The sequence below is a fragment of the Chromohalobacter sp. 48-RD10 genome (assembly GCF_029889785.1).
GTDB lineage: Bacteria > Pseudomonadota > Gammaproteobacteria > Pseudomonadales > Halomonadaceae > Chromohalobacter.
Genome location: NZ_JARANX010000019.1, coordinates 13422 through 34315, shown reverse-complemented (window position 1 = coordinate 34315; position 20894 = coordinate 13422). Strand labels below are relative to the sequence as shown.

At 61.7% G+C, this 20894-nt stretch carries 22 protein-coding genes and 1 tRNA gene; 20 read left to right on the top strand and 3 right to left on the bottom strand.

The window, feature by feature from the left end:
• Positions 1-437: 437 nt before the first annotated feature.
• Both OP496_RS14440 and ispB read right to left on the bottom strand, forming a co-directional pair.
• Positions 438-514: transfer RNA gene (locus OP496_RS14440), tRNA-Pro, on the bottom strand.
• A 79-nt stretch (positions 515-593) separates the two neighbouring features.
• A complete protein-coding gene (gene ispB / locus OP496_RS14435) occupies positions 594-1568 on the bottom strand; it encodes an octaprenyl diphosphate synthase (protein WP_280564424.1) in 975 nt (324 codons plus the stop codon).
• Positions 1569-1839: 271 nt separating this feature from the next.
• Between ispB and rplU the strand changes: the two genes are divergently transcribed.
• The 15 genes from rplU to OP496_RS14360 all read left to right on the top strand — a co-directional run bounded on the left by rplU (position 1840) and on the right by OP496_RS14360 (position 16771).
• Positions 1840-2151: a 50S ribosomal protein L21 gene (rplU, locus tag OP496_RS14430; protein ID WP_280564423.1), complete on the top strand. Its 312-nt coding sequence runs from the start codon at positions 1840-1842 to the stop codon at positions 2149-2151.
• A gap of 33 nt (positions 2152-2184) precedes the next feature.
• Positions 2185-2442 carry a 50S ribosomal protein L27 gene (gene rpmA / locus OP496_RS14425; RefSeq protein ID WP_040239264.1) on the top strand — a complete coding sequence of 86 codons (258 nt, stop codon included), beginning with the start codon at positions 2185-2187 and terminating at the stop codon, positions 2440-2442.
• A gap of 85 nt (positions 2443-2527) precedes the next feature.
• On the top strand, positions 2528-3715 hold the full coding sequence (cgtA, locus tag OP496_RS14420) for an Obg family GTPase CgtA (RefSeq protein ID WP_280564422.1): 1188 nt from the start codon (positions 2528-2530) through the stop codon (positions 3713-3715).
• 26 nt (positions 3716-3741) lie between these two features.
• Entirely contained in the window at positions 3742-4878 is a 1137-nt protein-coding gene (gene proB, locus OP496_RS14415; protein WP_280564421.1) for a glutamate 5-kinase, read from the top strand.
• A gap of 209 nt (positions 4879-5087) precedes the next feature.
• Positions 5088-5354, top strand: coding sequence for a 30S ribosomal protein S20 (gene rpsT, locus OP496_RS14410; RefSeq protein WP_280564419.1), 267 nt, complete (start codon positions 5088-5090; stop codon positions 5352-5354).
• Between the two features lie 176 nt (positions 5355-5530).
• Positions 5531-7054 carry a murein biosynthesis integral membrane protein MurJ gene (murJ, locus tag OP496_RS14405; protein ID WP_280564426.1) on the top strand — a complete coding sequence of 508 codons (1524 nt, stop codon included), beginning with the start codon at positions 5531-5533 and terminating at the stop codon, positions 7052-7054.
• 75 nt (positions 7055-7129) lie between these two features.
• Positions 7130-8197: a bifunctional riboflavin kinase/FAD synthetase gene (gene ribF / locus OP496_RS14400; RefSeq protein WP_280564417.1), complete on the top strand. Its 1068-nt coding sequence runs from the start codon at positions 7130-7132 to the stop codon at positions 8195-8197.
• Positions 8198-8206: 9 nt separating this feature from the next.
• A complete protein-coding gene (gene ileS / locus OP496_RS14395) occupies positions 8207-11047 on the top strand; it encodes an isoleucine--tRNA ligase (protein ID WP_280564416.1) in 2841 nt (946 codons plus the stop codon).
• A gap of 65 nt (positions 11048-11112) precedes the next feature.
• Positions 11113-11658, top strand: coding sequence for a signal peptidase II (gene lspA, locus OP496_RS14390; RefSeq protein WP_280564415.1), 546 nt, complete (start codon positions 11113-11115; stop codon positions 11656-11658).
• Positions 11655-12098 (top strand): FKBP-type peptidyl-prolyl cis-trans isomerase, encoded by a 444-nt coding sequence (gene fkpB, locus OP496_RS14385; protein ID WP_280564414.1) that lies wholly within the window; start codon positions 11655-11657, stop codon positions 12096-12098. The genes lspA and fkpB overlap by 4 nt, the downstream gene beginning before the upstream one ends.
• A 61-nt stretch (positions 12099-12159) precedes the next feature.
• The gene (ispH, locus tag OP496_RS14380) at positions 12160-13113 is read left to right on the top strand and encodes a 4-hydroxy-3-methylbut-2-enyl diphosphate reductase (RefSeq protein WP_246894763.1); all 954 of its coding nucleotides are present in this window, start codon (positions 12160-12162) and stop codon (positions 13111-13113) included.
• A 128-nt stretch (positions 13114-13241) separates the two neighbouring features.
• Entirely contained in the window at positions 13242-13769 is a 528-nt protein-coding gene (locus OP496_RS14375) for a GspH/FimT family pseudopilin (protein WP_280564409.1), read from the top strand.
• 11 nt (positions 13770-13780) lie between these two features.
• Positions 13781-14191, top strand: coding sequence for a type IV pilus modification protein PilV (gene pilV, locus OP496_RS14370; RefSeq protein ID WP_280564407.1), 411 nt, complete (start codon positions 13781-13783; stop codon positions 14189-14191).
• Positions 14188-14745, top strand: a complete 558-nt coding sequence (locus OP496_RS14365; protein ID WP_280564405.1) for a type II secretion system protein — start codon at positions 14188-14190, stop codon at positions 14743-14745. Before pilV (OP496_RS14370) ends, OP496_RS14365 begins: the two co-directional genes overlap by 4 nt.
• Positions 14735-16771: a polymer-forming cytoskeletal protein gene (locus OP496_RS14360; RefSeq protein WP_280564404.1), complete on the top strand. Its 2037-nt coding sequence runs from the start codon at positions 14735-14737 to the stop codon at positions 16769-16771. The genes OP496_RS14365 and OP496_RS14360 overlap by 11 nt, the downstream gene beginning before the upstream one ends.
• 1 nt (position 16772) lies before the next feature.
• On the opposite strand, the gene OP496_RS14355 is transcribed toward OP496_RS14360, so the two are convergent.
• On the bottom strand, positions 16773-17279 hold the full coding sequence (locus OP496_RS14355; protein WP_280564403.1) for a GspH/FimT family pseudopilin: 507 nt from the start codon (positions 17277-17279) through the stop codon (positions 16773-16775).
• 143 nt (positions 17280-17422) lie between these two features.
• Here OP496_RS14355 and pilV (OP496_RS14350) point away from each other — a divergent pair, with 143 nt between their 5' ends.
• From pilV (OP496_RS14350) to thiO, 5 genes are all read left to right on the top strand, one after another.
• Positions 17423-17842: a type IV pilus modification protein PilV gene (gene pilV, locus OP496_RS14350; protein ID WP_280564402.1), complete on the top strand. Its 420-nt coding sequence runs from the start codon at positions 17423-17425 to the stop codon at positions 17840-17842.
• On the top strand, positions 17805-18572 hold the full coding sequence (locus tag OP496_RS14345; RefSeq protein WP_280564401.1) for a PilW family protein: 768 nt from the start codon (positions 17805-17807) through the stop codon (positions 18570-18572). Before pilV (OP496_RS14350) ends, OP496_RS14345 begins: the two co-directional genes overlap by 38 nt.
• Entirely contained in the window at positions 18569-19201 is a 633-nt protein-coding gene (locus tag OP496_RS14340; protein WP_280564400.1) for a PilX N-terminal domain-containing pilus assembly protein, read from the top strand. Before OP496_RS14345 ends, OP496_RS14340 begins: the two co-directional genes overlap by 4 nt.
• Positions 19202-19248: 47 nt before the next feature.
• The gene (locus OP496_RS14335) at positions 19249-19635 is read left to right on the top strand and encodes a type IV pilin protein (protein ID WP_280564399.1); all 387 of its coding nucleotides are present in this window, start codon (positions 19249-19251) and stop codon (positions 19633-19635) included.
• 79 nt (positions 19636-19714) lie between these two features.
• Complete coding sequence (gene thiO / locus OP496_RS14330) at positions 19715-20803, top strand: glycine oxidase ThiO (RefSeq protein WP_280564398.1); 1089 nt, start codon at positions 19715-19717, stop codon at positions 20801-20803.
• Positions 20804-20894: the final 91 nt, after the last annotated feature.

The following is a 20894-nucleotide window of genomic DNA, read 5'->3' as shown; positions in this document are numbered from 1 at the left end:
CAGCGCTTCCAGTGCGTCCGGGCGCAGCAGCGCCACCTCGGGCACGAATTCACCGGCAGAGAGATAGCCGCGCCGTTCAAGCTCGAACAGAAAGCCTTCGGCACATATGAGAGGACCCTGGTCGAGTCGTTGAGTGATCAGATCGTGTGCCATGAATACTCCGGGGCGGTATGTGTCTTCAATTGGCTGCATTTTGGCAGCCCTTTAACTTCCACCACCAGTGAAGGATTCTTGTCCTTAGATGAATCAAATTCATTCAAGAGCAAATTGCCAGTAGAGGCATGAATATTCACTCGGCGCTTTGGTGTGTGAGGTGATAGCGTCAGCTAGCCTTTCCTCCAGATACCAAGGCAGTGCCGGGACCATTGCAGTCAGCGCGGCTCCAACAAAAAACGGCCACCGCTCCGAAGAGCCAGTGGCCGTTTTCATGGAATCTTTGGTCGGAGTAGCAGGATTCGAACCTACGACCTCTGCCTCCCGAAGGCAGCGCTCTACCAAGCTGAGCTATACTCCGTTCGCGCCGGGGTGCCGGCTCGACGGGGCTGCATTATACGCATCCGCGGTGCGCGCGCAACCCTATTTGCGAGGCGGGGTCAGGTTTGGCGCTCGACAGCGAGATGGGCCAGTTCGGCCATGCTGTCGCGGTAGCGGCTCTCGGGCAGAAGCTCGAGCTGAGCGAGCGCGCGGTCGGCCATTTCCACGGCGCGGCGGCGAGTATATTCCAACGCGCCGGTATTATTGACGATGGCCAGCACCTCGTCGAGATGATCGAGCCCGCCCTGGCGGATAGCACGGCGAATCAGTTTGGTCTGTTCGGCATCGCCGGCAGCCATGGCATGGATGAGCGGCAGCGTGGGTTTGCCCTCGGCCAGGTCGTCGCCGACGTTCTTGCCCATGGCGTCGGCATCGCCCTGATAGTCGAGCAGGTCGTCGACGAGCTGGAAGGTCAGGCCTAGATAGCGCCCGTAGAGCTTGAGTGCCTCTTCCTGCGCGGGGCTTGCCTCGGCGAGCACCGCGCCGCTGTGGCTGGCGGCCTCGAAGAGCATGGCGGTCTTGCCCTGAATGGTGTCGAAGTAGGCGGCCTCGTCGATATCGGGGTTGCCGATATTCGTCAGCTGCAGTACCTCACCTTCGGCGATCACGCACGTGGCGCCGGAAAGAATCTCCATCACGCGCATCGAGCCGACCTCGACCATCATCTGGAACGAGCGCGAATAAAGGAAGTCGCCGACCAGCACTGAGGGCGCATTGCCCCAGGCGTCGTTAGCGGTGGCCTTGCCGCGTCGCAGATGAGACTCGTCGACGACGTCGTCGTGCAATAGCGTCGAGGTATGCATGAACTCGATCAGCGTGGCCAGGGTCACGTGGCGATCGCCAGGGTAGTCCAGCGAGCGCGCCGCGAGCAGCACGAGCAGAGGGCGCAGCCGTTTGCCGCCGCTTTCGATGATGTAGTGACCAATGGTTTCGACGAGAGGAACCCGAGAAGCCAGTTGGGCGAGGATGGTGCGATCGACGGCGGCGAAATCATCCGCGACCGCCGCATGGATGGGCGATGCGTTGGGCTGCATGGGTCGGCTTGTCGCAATAAGGGGTTGGGCCGCCTCATTGCGGCCTTGGGCTTAGGCTATGCTAGGGGGCCCCCCGGGAGGCGTCAAGGCGCATGCCGGGGCTCGTAAGGCTGCGTCAGTCATGGCGTGAAAGATGCTTGCCCGGTATGCCCGAGTGTCGCTATAATACGCGGCTCGACTCATCATGCTCCCTGTCAGATGGTTGCCGGAAGGGGCGCCACTCGCCGCAGGCCGATGAAGAGCGCAACCCCGATGAGTGCTGGAGAGTGACATGTACGCAGTAATCAAGAGCGGTGGCAAGCAGTACCGCGTTCAGGAAGGCCAGACCCTGAAGCTCGAGAAGCTGGAAGTGGCCACGGGTGACACCCTCGAGCTCGACCAAGTGCTGCTGGTCGGCGATGATGATGACATCAAGGTCGGCACGCCGCTGGTCGACGGTGCCAAGGTAACGGCGGAAGTCGTTTCCCATGGTCGTGGCGAAAAGGTGAAGATCATCAAGTTCCGTCGCCGTAAGCACCAGATGCGCCGTCAAGGCCATCGTCAGTGGTTCACAGAAGTCAAGATCACCGGAATTTCCGCGTAAGCGATATTCCCTGGATAACGCGAGGTATTTGCAATGGCTCATAAAAAGGCTGCCGGTAGTTCTCGTAACGGTCGCGATAGCGAATCCAAACGCCTTGGTGTCAAGCTGTTCGGTGGCCAGGCGGCGACCGCCGGCAACATCATCGTGCGTCAGCGTGGCACCAAGTTCCACGCGGGCAGTGGCGTTGGCATCGGCAAGGATCACACCTTGTTCGCTCTGAACGAAGGCGTGATCAAGTTCGAGACCAAGGGTCCGAAAAATCGCAAGTTCGTGAGCGTCGTCTCCGCCTGAGACCGCCATGAACGGTGAAAGGAAAGGCCCCGCTCAGGCGGGGTCTTTTCGTATAGGGCGGCCGTAGCCGTCGGGAGAAGTGTCCATGCAATTCGTCGACGAAGCCTCGATCATTGTGGAGGCCGGTAAGGGCGGCAACGGCTGCCTGAGTTTCCGGCGCGAGAAGTACGTTCCCAAAGGTGGGCCGGACGGCGGCGACGGTGGGCACGGCGGCAGCGTCTACCTGATCGGTGACGACGCCCTTAATACGCTGATCGATTTCAAGTATCAGCGTTTCTACAAGGCGCCCAACGGACAGCCGGGCCAAGGCCGTCAGATGAGCGGCCGTAATGGCGAAGACTTGTACGTCAAGGTGCCGGTGGGAACCACGGTGATCGATGAAGATACTCTCGAGGTGATCGCCGACGTGACCGAGCTCGGCCAAGTCGAGCTGGTGGCGCAGGCGGGTCGCCGAGGCTTGGGCAACATCCACTTCAAGTCCTCCACCAATCGGGCGCCGCGCAAGACGACACGGGGCACCGAGGGGGAGCGCCGCAACCTGCGCTTCGAGATGAAGGTGATGGCCGATGTGGGCTTGCTGGGCGTGCCCAATGCCGGCAAGTCGACGCTGATTCGTGCCGTCTCGGCCGCCAAGCCCAAGGTTGCCAACTACCCCTTCACTACGCTGGTGCCCAATCTCGGGGTGGTCAAGCTGGGCACGCATGAGCATTTCGTGATGGCTGACGTGCCCGGGCTGATCGAAGGCGCGTCCGATGGCGCGGGGTTGGGGCTTCGGTTCCTCAAGCACCTGACCCGCACGCGGTTGCTGCTGCATGTCGTTGATGTGGCGCCGTTCGATGAAAGCGATCCCGTGGAGGGTGCGCGCGCCATCGCGCACGAGCTCGCGCAATTCTCCACCACGCTGGCCGAGCGGCCGCGCTGGTTGGTGCTCAACAAGCTCGACTTGCTCCCCGAGGAGGAGCGTCAGGCCATGGTCGACGACATCGTCGCGCGTCTGGAATGGACGGGGCCGGTGTTCCGGATTTCGGCGATCAGTAGCGAGGGTACCCAGCCGCTAGTGCAGGCGGCGCATCGTTGGCTGACCGAGCAGCGTCAGCTCGAGGCGGAAGACGAGGCGGCCTTCGAACATGAGCGCGAGATGCGCCAGCGTATGGAAGATGAGGCCGTGGCGCGTGCCGAAGCGCGCATGTCGCGCAAGCGCAAGCCCGTCCAGGAAGATGACGATGACGTCGACGATGATGATTACGATGTCGAAGTGGAATATGCCCCCTGAGCCGAGGCGAGAAGGGAGAAAAACCGGTGAATGAGCCGCAGTCGACAAGCCGTGATGCCTTGTGTGGTGCGCGGCGTGTCGTGATCAAGATCGGCAGCGCATTGTTGACCAACGACGGTCGTGGCCTCGATGCCGAGGCCATCGGCGGCTGGGTCGATCAGATCGCCTCCCTGCATGCGCGCGGTGTCGAGATCGTGCTGGTCTCGTCCGGGGCAGTGGCCGAGGGTATGGCACGTCTGGGCTGGGCATCTCGGCCCTCGGCGGTCTATGAACTGCAAGCGGCCGCCGCAGTCGGGCAGTCGGGCCTGTCGCAATGCTACGAGGGGCACTTTGCGCGCCACGGCCTGCGCAGCGCGCAAGTGCTGCTGACGCATGATGATCTTTCCGACCGTAAGCGTTACCTCAATGCGCGTTCGGCGTTGCGAACACTGGTCGCGCTGCGCGTGGTGCCGGTGATCAACGAAAACGACACCGTGGTGACCGACGAGATCCGCTTCGGCGATAACGATACGCTGGGCGCGTTGGTGGCCAATCTTCTGGAAGCAGACGCGCTGATGCTGCTCACCGATCAGGAAGGCTTGTTCGATTCCGATCCGCGCCACGACCCCGGGGCGCGGCTAATCAGCGAAGGGCGCGCCGACGATCCTGCCCTGGCGGCGGTAGCCGGTGATGGCGGTGCTCTGGGGCGCGGCGGGATGACGACCAAGGTGCGTGCCGCGCGCCTGGCGGCGCGTTCCGGCGCGCTGACGGTGATCGCCAGCGGGCGCCAGTCGGCGGTGCTCACCCGGTTGGCGGACGGCGAGGCGCTGGGCACGTTGTTGATGCCGGATCATGCGCCGTTGGCGGCGCGCAAGCGGTGGTTGGCTGGGCAGCTTCAGGTGCGCGGTACGCTGGTGCTCGACGATGGCGCAGTCGAGGTATTGCATCGCCATGGATCGAGCTTGCTGCCGGTGGGTGTGCGGCGTGCCGAGGGTGCCTTCAAGCGCGGCGATATGGTGGTTTGCGTCAACGAGCAAGGCGCCCGAGTCGCCAAAGGACTGGTCAACTACGGTAGCGATGAAGCGCGTCGCATCGTGGGTCAGCCCAGTCATCGTATCGAGACGTTGCTTGGCTACATGGAATCGCCGGAGCTCATTCATCGCGATAACTTGGTCATCATCTGAGGGGCGTGATGTCGAGGCGTCGGTCTGTGAACCTATAGCCGTTTTTACGTGGAACATGCTAGAATGTTGCATCCTCTCAGACACGGCCCGTTGATGGGGCGCCTCATGAGTGGCGATCCCGTTTTGGCCGATTCGCGTGGAGTAGTCGAAATGTCATGCGAATCAATTTTTTACAGAATATGACTGTCAACATCTCCAAGGAGTAGACGGTGGCGAATATCAAACAGGCCCGTAAGCGCGCCCTCCAGGCGGAGCGGCGTCGTCAGCACAATACCAGCCAACGCAGCATGGTGCGCACGTATGTCAAGCGCGTCGTCAAGGCGATCCAGAGTGGCGACCACGGTCAGGCCATGACCGAGCTCAAGGCGGCACAGCCGGTCATCGACCGCATTGCCGACAAGGACGCGATCTCCAAGCGCAAGGCTGCACGCATCAAGAGCCGTCTGAATAAGCGAATTAAGGCCCTGGCTGCCTGAAGCCGGGACTTGGCGGTAACGCGTGAAAAAACCGGCTCCGGCCGGTTTTTTTGTAAGTGGCGGTCGGGCTCGACCCGGCAAGCGGACAGGGGGAGACGGTGACGGCTAGGCAATCGCAGGCAGCGCCGGAAGACGACGCGTCGCCGGAGGCTCAGCCTTCGGCGCGTGGCGGTCTGTTGCGCTCGGGGATGGTGGTCAGCACGATGACCATGCTCTCGCGCGTGTTGGGGCTGGCGCGTGATGTCGTGATCGCGGCCTTGTTCGGGGCCGGTAGCGGCGCAGATGCCTTCTTCGTCGCCTTCAAGATTCCCAACTTCATGCGTCGCCTTTTCGCCGAGGGCGCCTTCAACCAGGCGTTCATCCCGGTGCTGTCCGAGTATGCTACTCAACGGACTCGCGAGGAGGTGCGGGAATTGCTCGATGCGGTGTCGGGCAGTCTCGGCGTGATACTGGCTCTGCTCAGCGCCGTGGCAGTACTCCTAGCGCCCTGGTTGGTGTGGCTGTTTGCGCCAGGCTTCAGCGCCGACCCCGGCAAACTGGCGCTGACCGCCGACATGCTGCGCCTGACGTTTCCCTATCTGTGGCTTATTTCGCTGACCGCCTTCGCCGGTAGCGTGCTCAACACCTGGAATCGTTTCGCCGTACCGGCGTTCACTCCGGTGCTGCTCAATCTGTCGTTGATCGGTGCGGCTCTGGGACTAACGCCCTGGATGCAGGACCCGGCCATGGCGCTGGCCTGGGGAGTGCTGATCGCAGGTGTCGTGCAACTGGGGTTTCAGGTGCCGTTTCTGGCACGCTTGGGGCTGACGCCACGTCCCTGGCCCAACTTCCGGCACCCGGGCGTGCGTCGTATCCTGACGCTGATGGCGCCGGCATTGTTCGGAGTGTCGGTGTCGCAGATCAACCTGTTGCTGGATACCGTGCTGGCGTCACTGCTGGCCTCGGGGAGCGTATCCTGGCTCTACTACTCGGAACGCCTGACGGAGTTGCCGCTGGGCGTGTTCGGCGTGGCGCTGGGCACGGTGATCCTGCCGGCGCTCTCCAAGCGCCATGCCGAGCAGTCGCCAGCGCACTTCGCGAAGATGCTCGACTGGGCGTTGCGTGCGGTGTTGCTGATCGGGCTTCCCGCCGCCTTGGCCTTGGTGCTGCTGGCCGAGCCATTGCTGGTGAGCCTGTTCCACTATGGGGCGATGACGGATCACGATATCGTGATGGCGGCGCGCAGTATGCGGGCCTATGCGTTGGGTCTGTTGCCATTCATGCTGATCAAGGTGCTGGCGCCGGGGTACTTCGCGCGTCAGGATACCAAGACGCCGGTCAAGATCGGCATCGTGGCGATGGTTGCCAACATGATGTTGAACCTGCTGTTGATCTGGCCGCTGGCGCATGCGGGGCTGGCGCTGGCCACGGCGCTATCGGCGTTTCTCAATGCCGGCTTGCTGGGCTGGGGGCTATGGCGGCGCGACGTACTGACGTTTCAGCCGGGCTGGGGACGCTACGCGTTGACACTGGGCGGCGGCTGCGTCGTCATGGGAGCCGGGCTTTGGTGGCTATGCCCCGAATGGCATCAATGGCTGGCCTGGGGCGTATGGCAGCGCGCGGCGACATTGCTCGGACTAACCCTGGGCGGTGCCTTGGTCTACTTTGGATGGCTGGCGCTGTGTGGCGTACGTCTCAGGCATTTTCGTCTGGGTGGCTGATGGTAAGGCAGTCATGGCTGTCAGTCATGGCCCCCTTGGTTATAATCGAACGTTTCACCGGCATATGAACGGCACATGGAACTGATCAGAGGACTGCACAATCTGCGCGAGGCGGGCCCGTGCGTGGCGACGATCGGCAATTTCGATGGCGTGCATCGCGGCCATCAGGCGATCCTCGATCAGCTCAAGAGTCGCGCCACGGCGTTGGGGTTACCGATGACGGTGGTCGTCTTCGAGCCCCAGCCGCGCGAGTATTTTGCCGGCGAGCAGGCGCCGCCACGTTTGAGCAGGTTGCGCGACAAGGTTGAACTGTTGGCCGAATACGGCGCCGAGCGCATCGTCTGCCTGCCCTTCAATGCCGCTCTGCGAGGCCTGACGGCCGACGAATTCATCGAGCGCGTGCTGATCCGCGGCCTGGGCGTCAAGCATCTCGTGGTGGGCGACGACTTCCGTTTTGGCTGTGACCGGGCGGGTGATTTCGCGTTACTACAACGCGTGGGCGAACGCCGTGGTTTTGAGGTCGAGCATACGCGCACTTTTGTCCTCGACGACGATCGCGTCTCGAGTACCCGCGTACGCACCCTGCTGGCCAGCGGCAATTTCGCCCAGGCCGCGCGGCTGTTGGGGCGTCCCTATCAACTCTCGGGGCGCGTGGTGGCCGACCGGCAGTTGGGGCGCACCATCGGCGTGCCCACCGCTAATCTGCCACTGACGTCGCGTTCCCTGGCATTACGCGGTATCTATGCCTGCGTCACGCGGCTGCCCGATGGTCGCGAGTTGCCGGGGGCGGCCAATATAGGCTGGCGGCCGACGGTCGGCAGCTCGCGGCCGGTGCTGGAGGTGCATCTGTTCGATTTCGAGGATGACCTCTATGGCCAGCGCCTCACGGTCGTGCCCTGCGCACGGCTGAGAGGCGAGGTCAATTTTGCGGGGCTGGAGGCCCTGACGCGTCAGATTCATGCCGACCTGGCGCAGGCACGTCGCTACTTCCGCACGGCGACACCGCTCGATGCGGCTGCGCTCGAGCTGCCGTGCGCTTCGACTGGCTGGACTTATCCGCTGGCCTCGGCGCCTCTGGCGCCCGAGCCTTCGACTTCCGACTCTTCGGCCGGCGCTCGCCCGGCCGACCAAGACGATGGCTGACCTTCCGCTATGAGCGATTACAAACATACCCTGAATCTCCCCGAAACCGACTTCCCCATGCGCGGCATGTTGCCCAAGCGTGAGCCGGGGCGGGTATCGCAATGGCAGGACATGGACCTCTACCAGCGCCTGCGCGAAGCGCGTGCCGGTCGTGAGAGTTTCGTGCTGCACGATGGCCCCCCCTACGCCAACGGCAGCATTCATATCGGCCATGCCGTCAACAAGATCCTCAAGGACATCGTCGTCAAGTCGAAGGCGCTGGCGGGGTACGATGCGCCCTATGTGCCCGGTTGGGACTGTCATGGCTTGCCCATTGAGCACAAGGTCGAGACCACCCACGGCAAGCATCTCGGCGCCGGCGAAGCACGTGATCTATGCCGCGAGTACGCGGGCGCGCAGATCGAAGCGCAGAAGACCGACTTCGTGCGCCTGGGCGTGGTCGGTGACTGGGAGCGCCCCTACCGGACCATGGATTTCGCCAACGAGGCGGGCGAAATCCGTGCGCTGGCCAAGATGGTCGAGGGTGGTTATGTCTTCAAGGGGCTGAAGCCGGTCAACTGGTGCTTCGATTGCGGCTCGGCGCTGGCCGAGGCCGAGGTCGAGTACGCCGACAAGAAGTCCGATGCTATCGATGTCGCCTTCACCGCCGCCGAGCCCGCCAAGCTGGCGATGGCGTTTGGGCTCACCGCGCTCGACAAGCCGGCAGCGATCGTCATCTGGACCACCACGCCGTGGACCATTCCCGCCAACCAGGCGCTGAACGTGCATCCCGACGTCACCTACGCGCTGGTCGATACCGGCGAGCGGCTGCTGGTGCTCGCCGAAGAACTGATCGAGAGCTGCCTGACGCGCTACGGCCTAGAGGGTGAAATCGTGGCTACGACCACGGGCGCGGCGCTTGAATTCATCAATTTCCAGCACCCGTTCTACGAGCGTGTGGCGCCGGTATATCTCGCCGATTACGTGACCGTGGAAGAGGGCAGCACCGGCGTCGTCCACTCGGCGCCGTCGTACGGCCTCGATGACTTCATGACCTGCCGCGAGCATGGCATGAGCTTCGACGACATGCTCAACCCCGTGCAGGGCAATGGCGTATACCGCGATGATCTGCCGTTCTTCGGCGGGCAGATGATCTGGAAGGCCAACCCCCAGATCGTTGACAAGCTGCGTGAAGTCAACGCGCTGATGGTGCACACGCCGATCACCCACAGCTACATGCACTGCTGGCGCCACAAGACGCCGGTCATCTACCGCGCGACCGCGCAATGGTTCGTGGGTATGGATCGCGAGGACGACGCGGGGCGCACGCTGCGTCAGCGCGCGTTGGACGGCGTTGAGGCGACGCAGTTCGTCCCCGCCTGGGGCAAGGCGCGCCTGCACTCGATGATCGCCAACCGTCCCGACTGGTGCATCTCACGGCAGCGTAACTGGGGGGTGCCGATCCCGTTCTTCCTGCACAAGCAGACTGGGGAGTGGCATCCGCGTACCGTCGAGCTGATGGAAGACGTCGCCAAGCGCGTCGAAGCCGAGGGCATCGATGCTTGGTTCCGTCTCGATGCTCAAGAGCTGCTGGGCGACGAGGCCGGTGACTACGAGAAAGTCACCGACACGCTGGATGTGTGGTTCGATTCAGGCACCACGCATCGTCATGTGATGCGCGGCTCGCATCCGATGGGACACGACCAGGGTCCGCGTGCCGACCTGTATCTCGAGGGCTCCGACCAGCATCGTGGCTGGTTCCATTCGTCGTTGCTGACCGGTTGCGCCATCGACGGTCATGCGCCTTACAAAGCGCTTTTGACGCACGGCTTCACTGTCGACGAGAAGGGCCGCAAGATGTCCAAGTCGATGGGTAACGTCATCGCACCGCAGCAGGTGATGGACAAGCTGGGCGCCGATATCCTGCGCTTGTGGGTGGCTTCCACCGACTATTCCGGTGAGATGGCGGTCTCCGACGAGATCCTGAAACGCACCGCCGATGTGTATCGCCGTATTCGCAACACTGCGCGCTTCCTGCTGGCCAACTTGAATGGCTTCGATCCCGCGCGTGATGCCGTGGCGTTCGAGGATATGCTGGCCCTGGATCAGTGGGCGGTGGATCGTGCCGCGCAGCTTCAGCAGCGCATGCAGACGGCCTATGACGACTACCGCTTCCGGGATGTCTATCAGCAGGTACATGATTTCTGCGCCCACGAGCTGGGCGGCTTCTATCTGGATGTGATCAAGGATCGCCAGTACACCACCCAAGCTGATTCGCGCGCGCGACGCAGCTGTCAGACAGCGCTCTATCATGTGGTTGAGGCGCTGGTGCGTTGGGTGGCGCCGATTCTGTCCTTCACTGCCGAGGAAATCTACGAAGCCATCCCCGGCACGCGCGGCGATAGCGTGCTGCTGGAGGAATACTATCCGCATCTAGCGACGCTGAAGACGGATGCCGTGATGGGGCGTGAGTTCTGGTCGCGAGTGCTCGAGGTCAAGCAGGCGGTCAACAAGTGCCTGGAAGACGCGCGTAACGCCAAGGTGATACGTAATAGTCTTGCCGCCGAGGTTACGCTCTACGCCGACGACGGCTTGCGCGAGACTTTGTCGCAACTCGGCGATGAGCTGCGTTTCGTGCTGTTGACCAGCGAGGTGCATCTGGCGTCGCCGAATGCGGCGGGCAGCGAGCAGGCCGAGACCAGCGAGCTCGACTGCCTCAAGGTGGGTGTGATGGAAAGTCCGCACACCAAGTGCGAACGTTGCTGGCATCACCGCGAGGATGTAGGCACGCATGCGGCCGATCCGAACCTGTGCGGTCGCTGTCTGAGCAACCTGCCCGCAGGGCCGGGCGAAACGCGCCGTTATGCCTGAAGATTCGATGCCTGATGACGCATCACGTGCCATAGCGCCGCTTGATCATGAGATGAGAGGCTTGAATGAACGACGCTGCAACGCCTGAACGATCAGTATCGTCGCCCATGCAGCGGCCCTTGCGCTGGCTGTGGCTGGCGCTATTGGTGATCGTGCTGGACCTTGGCAGCAAGCTGCTCGCCAGCACGCATTTGATCTATGCACAGCCGGTCGAGTTATTGCCGGTGTTCAACTTTACGCTGCTCCACAATACCGGTGCGGCGTTCAGCTTTCTGGCCGATCATGCCGGATGGCAGCGCTGGCTGTTCGCGGCCATCGCCCTTGGCGTGAGCATTGGCTTGACCGTGTGGTTGACGCGTCTCAAGGCCGATGAACGCCTCTCGGCGGCAGCGATTGCACTCGTGATCGGCGGGGCGTTGGGCAATCTCTACGACCGCCTGGTGCATGGCTATGTGGTCGACTTCCTATCGTTTCATTGGCAGGGAAATTACTTTCCTGCCTTTAACTTGGCTGATACCGCCATCACCTTGGGAGCCATTGGCTTGATTCTGGCCTCCCTGCGTGACGGCCGACGACACACGGCAACATCCGATAAGAGAGACGCCCCATGAGTGAGTACCGCATCGGCGATGGGATGGAAGTGACATTGCATTTCACCGTCAAGTTGGAAGACGAGACGGTGGTCGATTCCACCCGCGACAAGGCGCCGGCGACGTTTCAGGTCGGCGATGGCAATCTGCCACCGGGGTTCGAGGCGCCGCTCAAGGACATGACCGATGGCGAGACCGGCCGTTTTACCATCACCCCCGAGCACGGCTTTGGTCAGCACAATCCGCAGAACGTGCAGCGCCTGCCGCGCGACCAGTTCGACGACGATCTCGAAGTCGGTACGATGATGTCGTTCACCGACCCGGGCGGCGGCGAGCTGCCCGGCGTCATCGCCGAGATCGACGAACGCAATGTCGATGTAGACTTCAATCACCCGCTGGCGGGGCGTACCCTGACCTTCGAGGTGGAAGTGATCGAGGTTCGCCCGGCCACGACCCATTAAGCTTTGACGGGCGCACGCCGCCCATCGATACGATGCCACGGCGCATCGAGGCGAGGTAAGCATGCAAATCAAGCTGGCCAATCCACGCGGTTTCTGTGCCGGCGTCGACCGCGCCATCGAGATCGTCAGTCGCGCGCTCGATGTGTTCGGGCCGCCCATCTACGTACGTCACGAAGTCGTCCATAACCGCTTCGTGGTGGATAGCCTGCGTGAGCGCGGAGCGGTATTCGTCGAGGAAGTGCATGAGATCCCCGACGACGTGATTGTGATCTTCTCCGCGCACGGCGTATCGCGCGCGGTCCAGCAAGAGGCCGAGCGGCGTGGGCTGCGCATCTTCGACGCCACCTGTCCGCTGGTCACCAAGGTGCACATGGAAGTCCTGCGCTACGCCAAGCGCGGCCAGGAATGCGTGCTGATCGGGCATGCCGGCCATCCTGAGGTCGAGGGCACCATGGGGCGCTACGATACGTCCTTCGGTGGACAAATCCACCTCGTCGAGGACGAGCAGGACGTGGCGAAGCTTGAGGTTAACGATCCCGAGCGGCTGGCGTTCGTGACCCAGACCACGCTGTCCATGGACGATACCTCGAAGGTCATCGACGCTCTGCGCGAGAAATTTCCGCGTATCGACGGGCCGCGCAAGGACGACATCTGCTACGCCACCCAGAACCGCCAGGACGCCGTGCGCGAATTGGCCAGCGAAAGCCAGCTGGTGCTGGTAGTGGGCAGCCCCAACAGCTCCAATTCCAACCGTCTGCGTGAACTGGCCGAGCGTACCGGTACGCCGGCGTATCTGATCGATACCGCCGAGCAGATTCGCCCCGAGTGGGTGGACGGCGTGGGCACCATCGGCATCACGGCCGGTGCCAGTGCACCGGAAGTCCTCGTCCAGGCGGTCATCGACCGGCTCAAGGCGCTGGGCGCCGAGGACCCCGATGAACTCGCCGGGCAGGCCGAAGACATCGTCTTCTCCATGCCCAAGGAGCTGCGCGAGCAGGTGATCGCCAGCGAATGATGCGTTGACGCCCGCCGGTTCGGTGTGTCGTTACATTTCGTTGCAAAATAGGCTACATTGAGGGGCGTCCGAACGCTCGCCCCTTGCCGCGTGCGCGACGCTTCGCCGCAACCATCAGGAAGCCGTACGTGCCGCATCTTGCTTGCCGCGTTCGCCGCGTATCGAACGCCAGTGGTTTCTCCCTCCTAGAATTGCTGATCGTGCTGGTGATCTTCGCGATCATGGCAAGCATCGCCGTACCCAGCTTTCAGTCCCTGCGCCAGAACCAACAGCTCACCGACGCCGCCAACGAACTGGTCGCCGCACTGCGCCTGGCGCGCGGCGAAGCCATCATGCGCGAAGCCGAAGTTACGCTGTGTGCGAGTGCTGATGGGGATTCATGCGAGGGCAATGACTGGTCAAAAGGCTGGCGCATAGCCGACGAGGGTAATAAGACGATTGCCGTCCACCAGCCGCTACCTGATCGGCTCAACGTCGTTGACGCCCCGTCACAACCTGCCAGTGTGCGCTTCGATGACCTGGGGTATCCGAAAGATGGGGAGGCGGCCAGTTGGCAATTGCGCCATGCAGGGCTATCGGACGACTCCCGTTGGGTTTGCTTTAGCCGCATTGGGCGTGCCTATGTCGCAGAGCCGAGTAAGGAGTGTGGCCTGTGATGGAATCGCCAATGCCACGTCTTCCCCATCGCCAGCGCGGCTTCGGCCTAATCGAAGTGCTGGTCGCGCTGACCATTCTCTCCATCGGCATGCTCGGGCTCGCTGCCATGCAACTCAACTCGTTGCAGAACGCACGCGAGAGCCTCAACACAACACTCGCCACCATCATGGTCCGAGACATAAATGAACGCGCCTGGGCGCAGCAGGATGAAACTTGTAAGGCTCTTTTGAGTAAGTGGCAGAAAGATGTCGCTCAAATTAACGGCCCTCCCGCGCCCGATGGGAGTGGGAAAAATATCGGCAATGGCCTTTATGACCTCCAGATCATTTGGCAGGGCGGTGAAGGCTCGGATGGTGAAAAAGCTACTTCCCCGCACGTGAACTTGGTGGCCTTCTTGCCTTGTGAGGCTGCAAGCGGATGAACAATCAACAACGCCAAAGCGGCTTCACGCTGATCGAGATGATGATCAGCATGCTGCTCGGCTTGATCATCCTCGTGGGCAGCGTATCGGCATACCAGGCGATCAGTGGTCTCCGTGAGCAGCGGGATGGCGTCTATCAATTGCAGGATGAACTGCTTTACGTACATCAATCCATGGCGCGCGCCGTGGCCATGGCCAAAGACGTCGAAGTGAGTGAAGGAGGCTCGGTGTTGACGGTTACGCCGGCAGGCGCAGCGCCTACGGGATGCCGGAATAGCGCTCATTCGGACTGGGTATGGCGCGTCGACTCCAGCGAGGAAAAGGCGTCATTCGATTGCAATGGCAGGAAAGTGTTGACGCTCTCCACACCAGGAGTGACAGGCGTCACATTCGACACCTCGGGGATCTGTAATGACGCTTCGACTTCCTGTGTACGGGTCACACTGAACTATGCCACTTGCCGTGATCTTCAGGACTGTACCGTTAGGACATTACGCTATCACTTGAGCTCACGCTATGCGGTTCAGTCCGAGGGAGGCGAGGATGCATCCTAGAGAAAACGGCTTCGTGCTCGTCATCGGGCTCGCGCTTCTGACCATCGCCACGGGCATGGTCGTGGCTGGCATGTCACTGGGCCGCTATCAGGAGCGTCAAGCAGGACATTACCTGCGGACCAATAATGCCCAATTAGGGGCCGACGAGGCCTTTTTGCATCTACTGCGCGGCGATACGCAATGGGCGCGCGACATACGGCAGTACGTGAATGATCAACTGATGGCCAATGCGGAGAACGGCACTACCTGGAAGCCAGGCGTGGATGACATGTCCACGACACCGTGGCGAGATCGCAATGCCCTCTCGCCGAGCCAGTACACTCGCCCCATGGTTGAAAGCGTCGAAAAACTCGACGAGGACACAGTTCGAGTAACTTTCTCGGGAAGCAACTGGGTCGACGGCAATGATCAGAATGTCGGCTTTTCGAGTTTCCAGGCCGAGTTTAATGTCGGAGGCGGCGATGAGGCCGGCGGTGCCTACCGTGAGGTCCTGCTCGGCTGTGAGGGTGTTAACACATTAGGCAGTGGAGTCATCGATAGTTACGACTCCCGTGATGGAACGTACGGTGAAGACGGTAATGCTAATAAAAGTAATGCCACGATAAAATCCAGTTATAAAGGAGACAGGTTTTGGGAAGGCGATATCGTCCTGAGTAGCGGGCAGCCTGTTTACGGAGATGTAGAGTCTGCGGGGCGAATTATAGTTGGTAACTCTGGCACGCTTCATGGCGATCTGAATGCGGACGGAGATATCGTGGTTCTTAATGGCGGAGCTGATATTCAAGGCGATGTTAGCAGCCGTGGATCGGTCGAGATGGTGAAGGGCGGCAATGTTTCTGGAAATATCCGCGCTAATGGCGATGTCACTATCCATAGGGGGGGCGCGAGAGTCGGAGGGGATATTAGTAGCCGGGGAGCGGTTACGTTAAAAAAGGGCGGAACTGTTGGGGGAAGTATACTCGCGAGTCTTGATGTAACAATACACGGTGGTGGGGCCAATATCTTGGGCAATGTCGCCTCCCGCCAGACGGTGCGTTTGACCAGCAGTGGCCGCATACAGGGCAATGTCGAGTCAAACACGGAAATCGTCACCGGTAAGTGGAGTTCGCGCATTGAGGGTAATGCTACGGCACCGAAGGTGCATACAACCGTTCATAAGCGGGATGTGGCAAACCAAGTCGGCGGCACCATCAATCGCGTCTCATCAGATGTTGCTGAGGCCCCTGAGGCTTCTAAAGTGGAAGTTGAGCAACAAAGCTGTGACGCTTTCACATCCACGACAAACAAGGGCGCGACGATCGGCGACTTGACCGATGCTCTCTCGCCCTATGCCTCGTCGGGGAGGCTAGCGATCGGCGGTGGCAATCAGACGTATACCTTGACGCCGAATGGACTCCAGGTGCCGTCCGATCGTCATCACAATAGTGTGCACCATCCCGAGCGTTACAAGGTCTCACGCGGCGTCGCGCTCGATGGCATCTTCCCTGAGCCCACCAATGTGCTGGTGCTGGATAGCTTCTTGCTGGGCGGCAGTGCCAATTTCGTCGTCGATGGCGGCGACATGACGCTCTACGTCAAGGGCGGTATCGGTATTGGCGGCGGGGCTACGTTCAACGTTGCCGAGGGTAGTTCGTTGAAGATCGTCACCGAGGGACGTTTCAACCTGGGCAGCAATCTCAATGTGGCGTCCGACAGCCCGACCGACGACGATGGCAATCCAATCCTGTCTCTCTATTCGACCTATGACGATAATGGTGTCAATGGTTGGAACGCGGGCGTCAATATCAGTGGCCGCTCTGCGTTCAAGGGCACCATCTTCGCGCCGTACAGCACCGTTAATGTTGCTGCTGGTGGGGGCTTGTATGGTGCCGTGAAAGGTCGTCGTGTCGAGGTGAGGGGTGGCGCCGGCATCCACTACGACGAAGCATTGATGGAGTCGACCGTCGGTACGGGCGGTGGCGGCGGTGGTGAAAACGGCGAGGGCGACTGGACGCTGAAGGGACTCTCGTCTGGCGCCGATGACTGAATCAGCGCGTGCAGGCGGCATCGCCTTCCGGGAGTCGTTCGATGCGTACCCGACCGCCACGGCTCAGCACGATGCGGCGTGCCGGGGTCGTCGCCTTGGCCGTGCAGAGATAGAAACTGCCAATCTGGAAGCTGCCGGAGGCGCGGATCGAGTAGCCGTTCGGCGCGTAACGCACGTAGTGCCGCAAGGGCTGATTGGCGTGCAACCGGAGCCCGCCTGGCGGCGTGCCACCCGCTCGTAGCGTCGGTTCCGAGGGCGATTGCTCACCATCGTCATCGCGATCGGCGAATATGCGCCAGCCCTGAGTCCATTCTTCCTGCCCGCTGACCACCATCACTGGCACGCCTTGGCGAATGGCCTCGCTGCGGGCGTAGTAAAGCGCCTGATAAAGCGTGTGGCTAGCGGCCTGCAAGCGCTGATCGCGTAGCACATGGCCTATGGCGGGGACGCCCTGGATGGTGAGCACGCCGACAATGACGATGATCACGAGCAATTCGAGCAGTGTCATTCCTCGCATGTGTCGTGTTGTCGAGCGCATCGATTGCCTTTCTTTATATTAGAAATTGCTTTATATGTTTATAAAGGAGTCTGGGCAAGCGAGCAAATACGATGAGGGTGATACGCAGGGGAGAGCCTTCGCGGCGTGGGCGTATGCCGGGCTTCAGCTTGATCGAAGTGCTGATCACGTTGTTCATTTTGTCTTTCGGCATGCTGGGGTTGGCGGCTACTCAGGCGCAGGCACTGCACGCCCAGCGGCATGCCGAGGCCCAGTCTCAAGCGGTGCAGCGGGTGGGGGCGATGCTCGAACGTTTGCGTATCGACCGCTCCGGTGCGCTGGCAGGTGCCTACGACCAGCCATGCAGTGATGATCCTGCCAGTGCTGCATCGGCTCAGGTGCGCACCTGGCTGACAGGGCTCGTAAATGCGCTCCCTCAAACGCAAGGCTGCATCGAAGTGGCGGGTAATGACGATGTGGCGACGGCGACAGTGAAAGTGACCTGGCGAGCGCCCCGTGCGCGCTGGAGCGATGACGATGGGCAGCAGCAATATCGATTACAGACCCGGCTTTGAGCGACCCTCTCCGGGATGCCGGCATCAACGTGGCGTGTCGCTGATCGAGTTGATGGTGAGCCTGGCACTGAGCATGATCGTGCTGCTCGGGGTCATCGACCTGTTCATCGCTTATCAACAGCAGTACCGCCTGCAGACGCAACTGGCCCAGATGCAGGAAAGTGGCCGCTTCGTCACTGACGTACTGACGCGGGAATTACGCAAGGCGGGCTATGCCGGATGGGAAAAGGCGCAGACCTTTCCGGCGACATCGCGGTTTGCTCATGGCGCCATCGTCGCAGGGGACGACAGTACCCTGAACGTCCGTTATTACGGCAGCCGCGACGTACCGGTTCAGAATTGCCTGGGCGGGCGACTCGAGAGTGCTGATATCACTCGCACTACGATGTCGCTGAATGCCTCGCAGGGCTTGAATTGCGCGGTGAACGGGGCGTCTTCTCAACCGCTCGATGCAAATGTCGAGGCCATGACGCTGCGTTATTTCATCGAGGGTCGTTGGCGGCGTGCCGCAGATGTCGGTGACTGGGCCAGCGTCAAGGGCGTGAGTATCGAGTTGCTGGTGGCCTCGCGACAGGATGGGCTCGTCGACACGGCATCGTCCTATGTCGTCGACGGCGAAACCGTCACGGCATCGGATCATCGCCTGTATCGGGTGTATGCCATGAGCGTGGCGCTGCGTAATGTACTCTCGCCACCGCTTGTCCCCGCGCAGGATGAGTCTTCATCGTGAGCCTCAACGTCCCTTCTCGAGAACGGGGCATGACGCTGATCGTCGCGTTGATTCTGCTGATGGCGATGACGGCACTGGGGCTTGCCGGGTTGCAGGGCGCGGTCCTGCAGGAGCGCATGGCGCGCAATGTCATGGATCGCCAGGTGGCGTTTCAAGCGGCCCAGGCGGCATTAGCGGAAGGCGAATGGCGATTGCGTCATGCGGAGTACACACTGCCCGATGCTCGAGGCGACTGTATGGCGCCTGATTGCCTGATGCCACGGGCGTCGCATGCGAGCCAATGGTCGGCTGCTCGCTGGCGGCGCGATGGACTGGCGTATGGCGATAGCGGCGCTCCGCCACTCGTTGATGTCAGCGAACCGCCGCGCGTGACGTTCTCGCTGCTGGTTAGTGTGTGTCCCAAGGCCGGCGCGTCATGCCAAGTGCGTGTCGAAATGACGGTATTCGGTTGGGGTACGCGCCCGGTGACGCATGCGATACTCGAGCGTGGCGTCACGCTGATGCTGCCTCGTGCGGCCGGCGAGGCATTGATTCAAGCCCACCGGGCGCAGGCCGATAATGACGACACGCGCATCACCCGCTCTGCCGAAGGGCCTGCTCGTCCGGCGTGGCGCGAGGTCTTGCGATGAGTGCTTTGTGTTGAACGTCTTGCTTTCTGTCTTCAGGAGTCCATGCCATGCGTCGAGCCCAAGGCTTTAGCTTGATCGAGTTGATGATCGTGCTGGTCATCATCGGGATCCTGGCCGCGATCGCCATTCCCGCGTATACCGATTATGTACGCAAGGCGGAGCGAGGCGATGCCCAGGCCACGTTGATGCAACTGGCGTATTGGATGGAACGTCAGTACACGCAAGAAAATCGCTATGACAACGGAAAACCGTTGCCCGACTCGATTACGAAACCTGATGAGGGGGCTTACGAGTTTGGCTTCATGGAGGGTGGACGCTCGGCCAACGAATTTACGCTCAAGGCGAAACCCACGGGCAGCCAAAGCGAGGACCGTTGTGGAGTGCTGACGCTGGATGAGACTGGCAAGCGGGAGCCGGAGGACTGCTGGCAATAAGCATGTTGTCTCTGCCGCTGCCTTGCGCACCCGGCACATGGTAGATTGCGGGTTTCGCAGTGATGAAATGAGTGCCCGCGTGAGTGATTTCTTGATCGTTGGGGGCGGCGTCATCGGCATGATGACGGCCCTGCAACTCGCCGACGCCGGTGGTCGCGTCACCCTACTCGAGCGCGGCGAATGCGGCCGTGAGGCCTCCTGGGCCGGCGGCGGCATCGTCTCCCCGTTGTATCCCTGGCGCTATAGCGCACCGATTTCCGCCTTGTCGCGCTATTCTGAAGGTGCCTATCCTGAACTATCGCTGCGCCTGCTCGAAGAAACGGGTATCGATCCCGAATACCGCCAGCGCGGGCTTCTGTACCTGCGTGTCGATGATGAACCCCAGGCGCTCGCGTGGGCACGCGAGGTTGGCAAGCCCCTAGAGCGGGTCGGGGCGGAGACGATTTACGCCAAGGAGCCCAATGCCGCATCCGGTTTCGACTCGGCACTGTGGATGCCGACCCTGGGCAGCATTCGTAATCCGCGCTTGTGCAAGGCGCTGCGAGCCCGCCTGCAGGCAATGCCTAACGTCACCCTGCGCGAGCATGTCGAGGTCGAAGCTCTGGAGGTGGCGGATGGCCGCCTTCGCGGCGTACGAACATCAAAGGGCCGCGAGGTAGCCGAGCGCGTAGTGGTGTGCGGCGGCGCCTGGGCCGGCCAGTTGCTGGAAGGTATCGGTGTGACACTGCCGGTGCGTCCGGTGCGTGGGCAGATGATCTTGTTCCAGGCGCCGCCCGGGGTGGCCGAGCGCGTAGTGCTGAAAGATGGCCGTTACGTGATTCCGCGCGGCGACGGGCGCATCGTCGCCGGCTCTACGCTGGAAGAAGTGGGATTCGATCAGCGCACCACCGAGGCGGCCAAGGGCTCGCTTTACGATAGCGCGCTTTCGATCGTGCCGGCGCTGGCCGAATGCCCGGTGGAGCATCACTGGGCCGGCTTGCGCCCCGGTTCGCCGGACGGCGTGCCATATATTGGTGCGGTGCCGGACATCGAGGGGCTATGGATCAACGCTGGCCATTATCGCAATGGCCTGGTACTGGCGCCGGCGTCGACGCGTCTGCTGGTCGATCAACTGCTGCAACGCACGCCGGTGGTCGATCCCGCCCCTTATCGGCTAGGCGGCATCTGACGACACGGCGTTTTGCCAGCGAGCAGGCGTTGCGTGACAATATAACCATGAGGCCGTCTCGACGGCCGTTTCCACAGCCAATCGCAATGAG

Coding starts and splice junctions, on each gene's coding strand:
- OP496_RS14355 (WP_280564403.1), bottom strand. CDS start 17,279: ATGACACTGCTCGAATTGCTCGTGATCATCGTCATTGTCGGCGTGCTC.
- OP496_RS14335 (WP_280564399.1), top strand. CDS start 19,249: ATGCGTCGAGCCCAAGGCTTTAGCTTGATCGAGTTGATGATCGTGCTG.
- ileS (WP_280564416.1), top strand. CDS start 8,207: ATGAGCGATTACAAACATACCCTGAATCTCCCCGAAACCGACTTCCCC.
- fkpB (WP_280564414.1), top strand. CDS start 11,655: ATGAGTGAGTACCGCATCGGCGATGGGATGGAAGTGACATTGCATTTC.
- rpmA (WP_040239264.1), top strand. CDS start 2,185: ATGGCTCATAAAAAGGCTGCCGGTAGTTCTCGTAACGGTCGCGATAGC.
- rplU (WP_280564423.1), top strand. CDS start 1,840: ATGTACGCAGTAATCAAGAGCGGTGGCAAGCAGTACCGCGTTCAGGAA.
- pilV (WP_280564402.1), top strand. CDS start 17,423: ATGCCGGGCTTCAGCTTGATCGAAGTGCTGATCACGTTGTTCATTTTG.
- cgtA (WP_280564422.1), top strand. CDS start 2,528: ATGCAATTCGTCGACGAAGCCTCGATCATTGTGGAGGCCGGTAAGGGC.
- ribF (WP_280564417.1), top strand. CDS start 7,130: ATGGAACTGATCAGAGGACTGCACAATCTGCGCGAGGCGGGCCCGTGC.
- ispH (WP_246894763.1), top strand. CDS start 12,160: ATGCAAATCAAGCTGGCCAATCCACGCGGTTTCTGTGCCGGCGTCGAC.
- lspA (WP_280564415.1), top strand. CDS start 11,113: ATGAACGACGCTGCAACGCCTGAACGATCAGTATCGTCGCCCATGCAG.
- OP496_RS14365 (WP_280564405.1), top strand. CDS start 14,188: ATGAACAATCAACAACGCCAAAGCGGCTTCACGCTGATCGAGATGATG.
- OP496_RS14360 (WP_280564404.1), top strand. CDS start 14,735: ATGCATCCTAGAGAAAACGGCTTCGTGCTCGTCATCGGGCTCGCGCTT.
- ispB (WP_280564424.1), bottom strand. CDS start 1,568: ATGCAGCCCAACGCATCGCCCATCCATGCGGCGGTCGCGGATGATTTC.
- pilV (WP_280564407.1), top strand. CDS start 13,781: ATGCCACGTCTTCCCCATCGCCAGCGCGGCTTCGGCCTAATCGAAGTG.
- OP496_RS14345 (WP_280564401.1), top strand. CDS start 17,805: ATGGGCAGCAGCAATATCGATTACAGACCCGGCTTTGAGCGACCCTCT.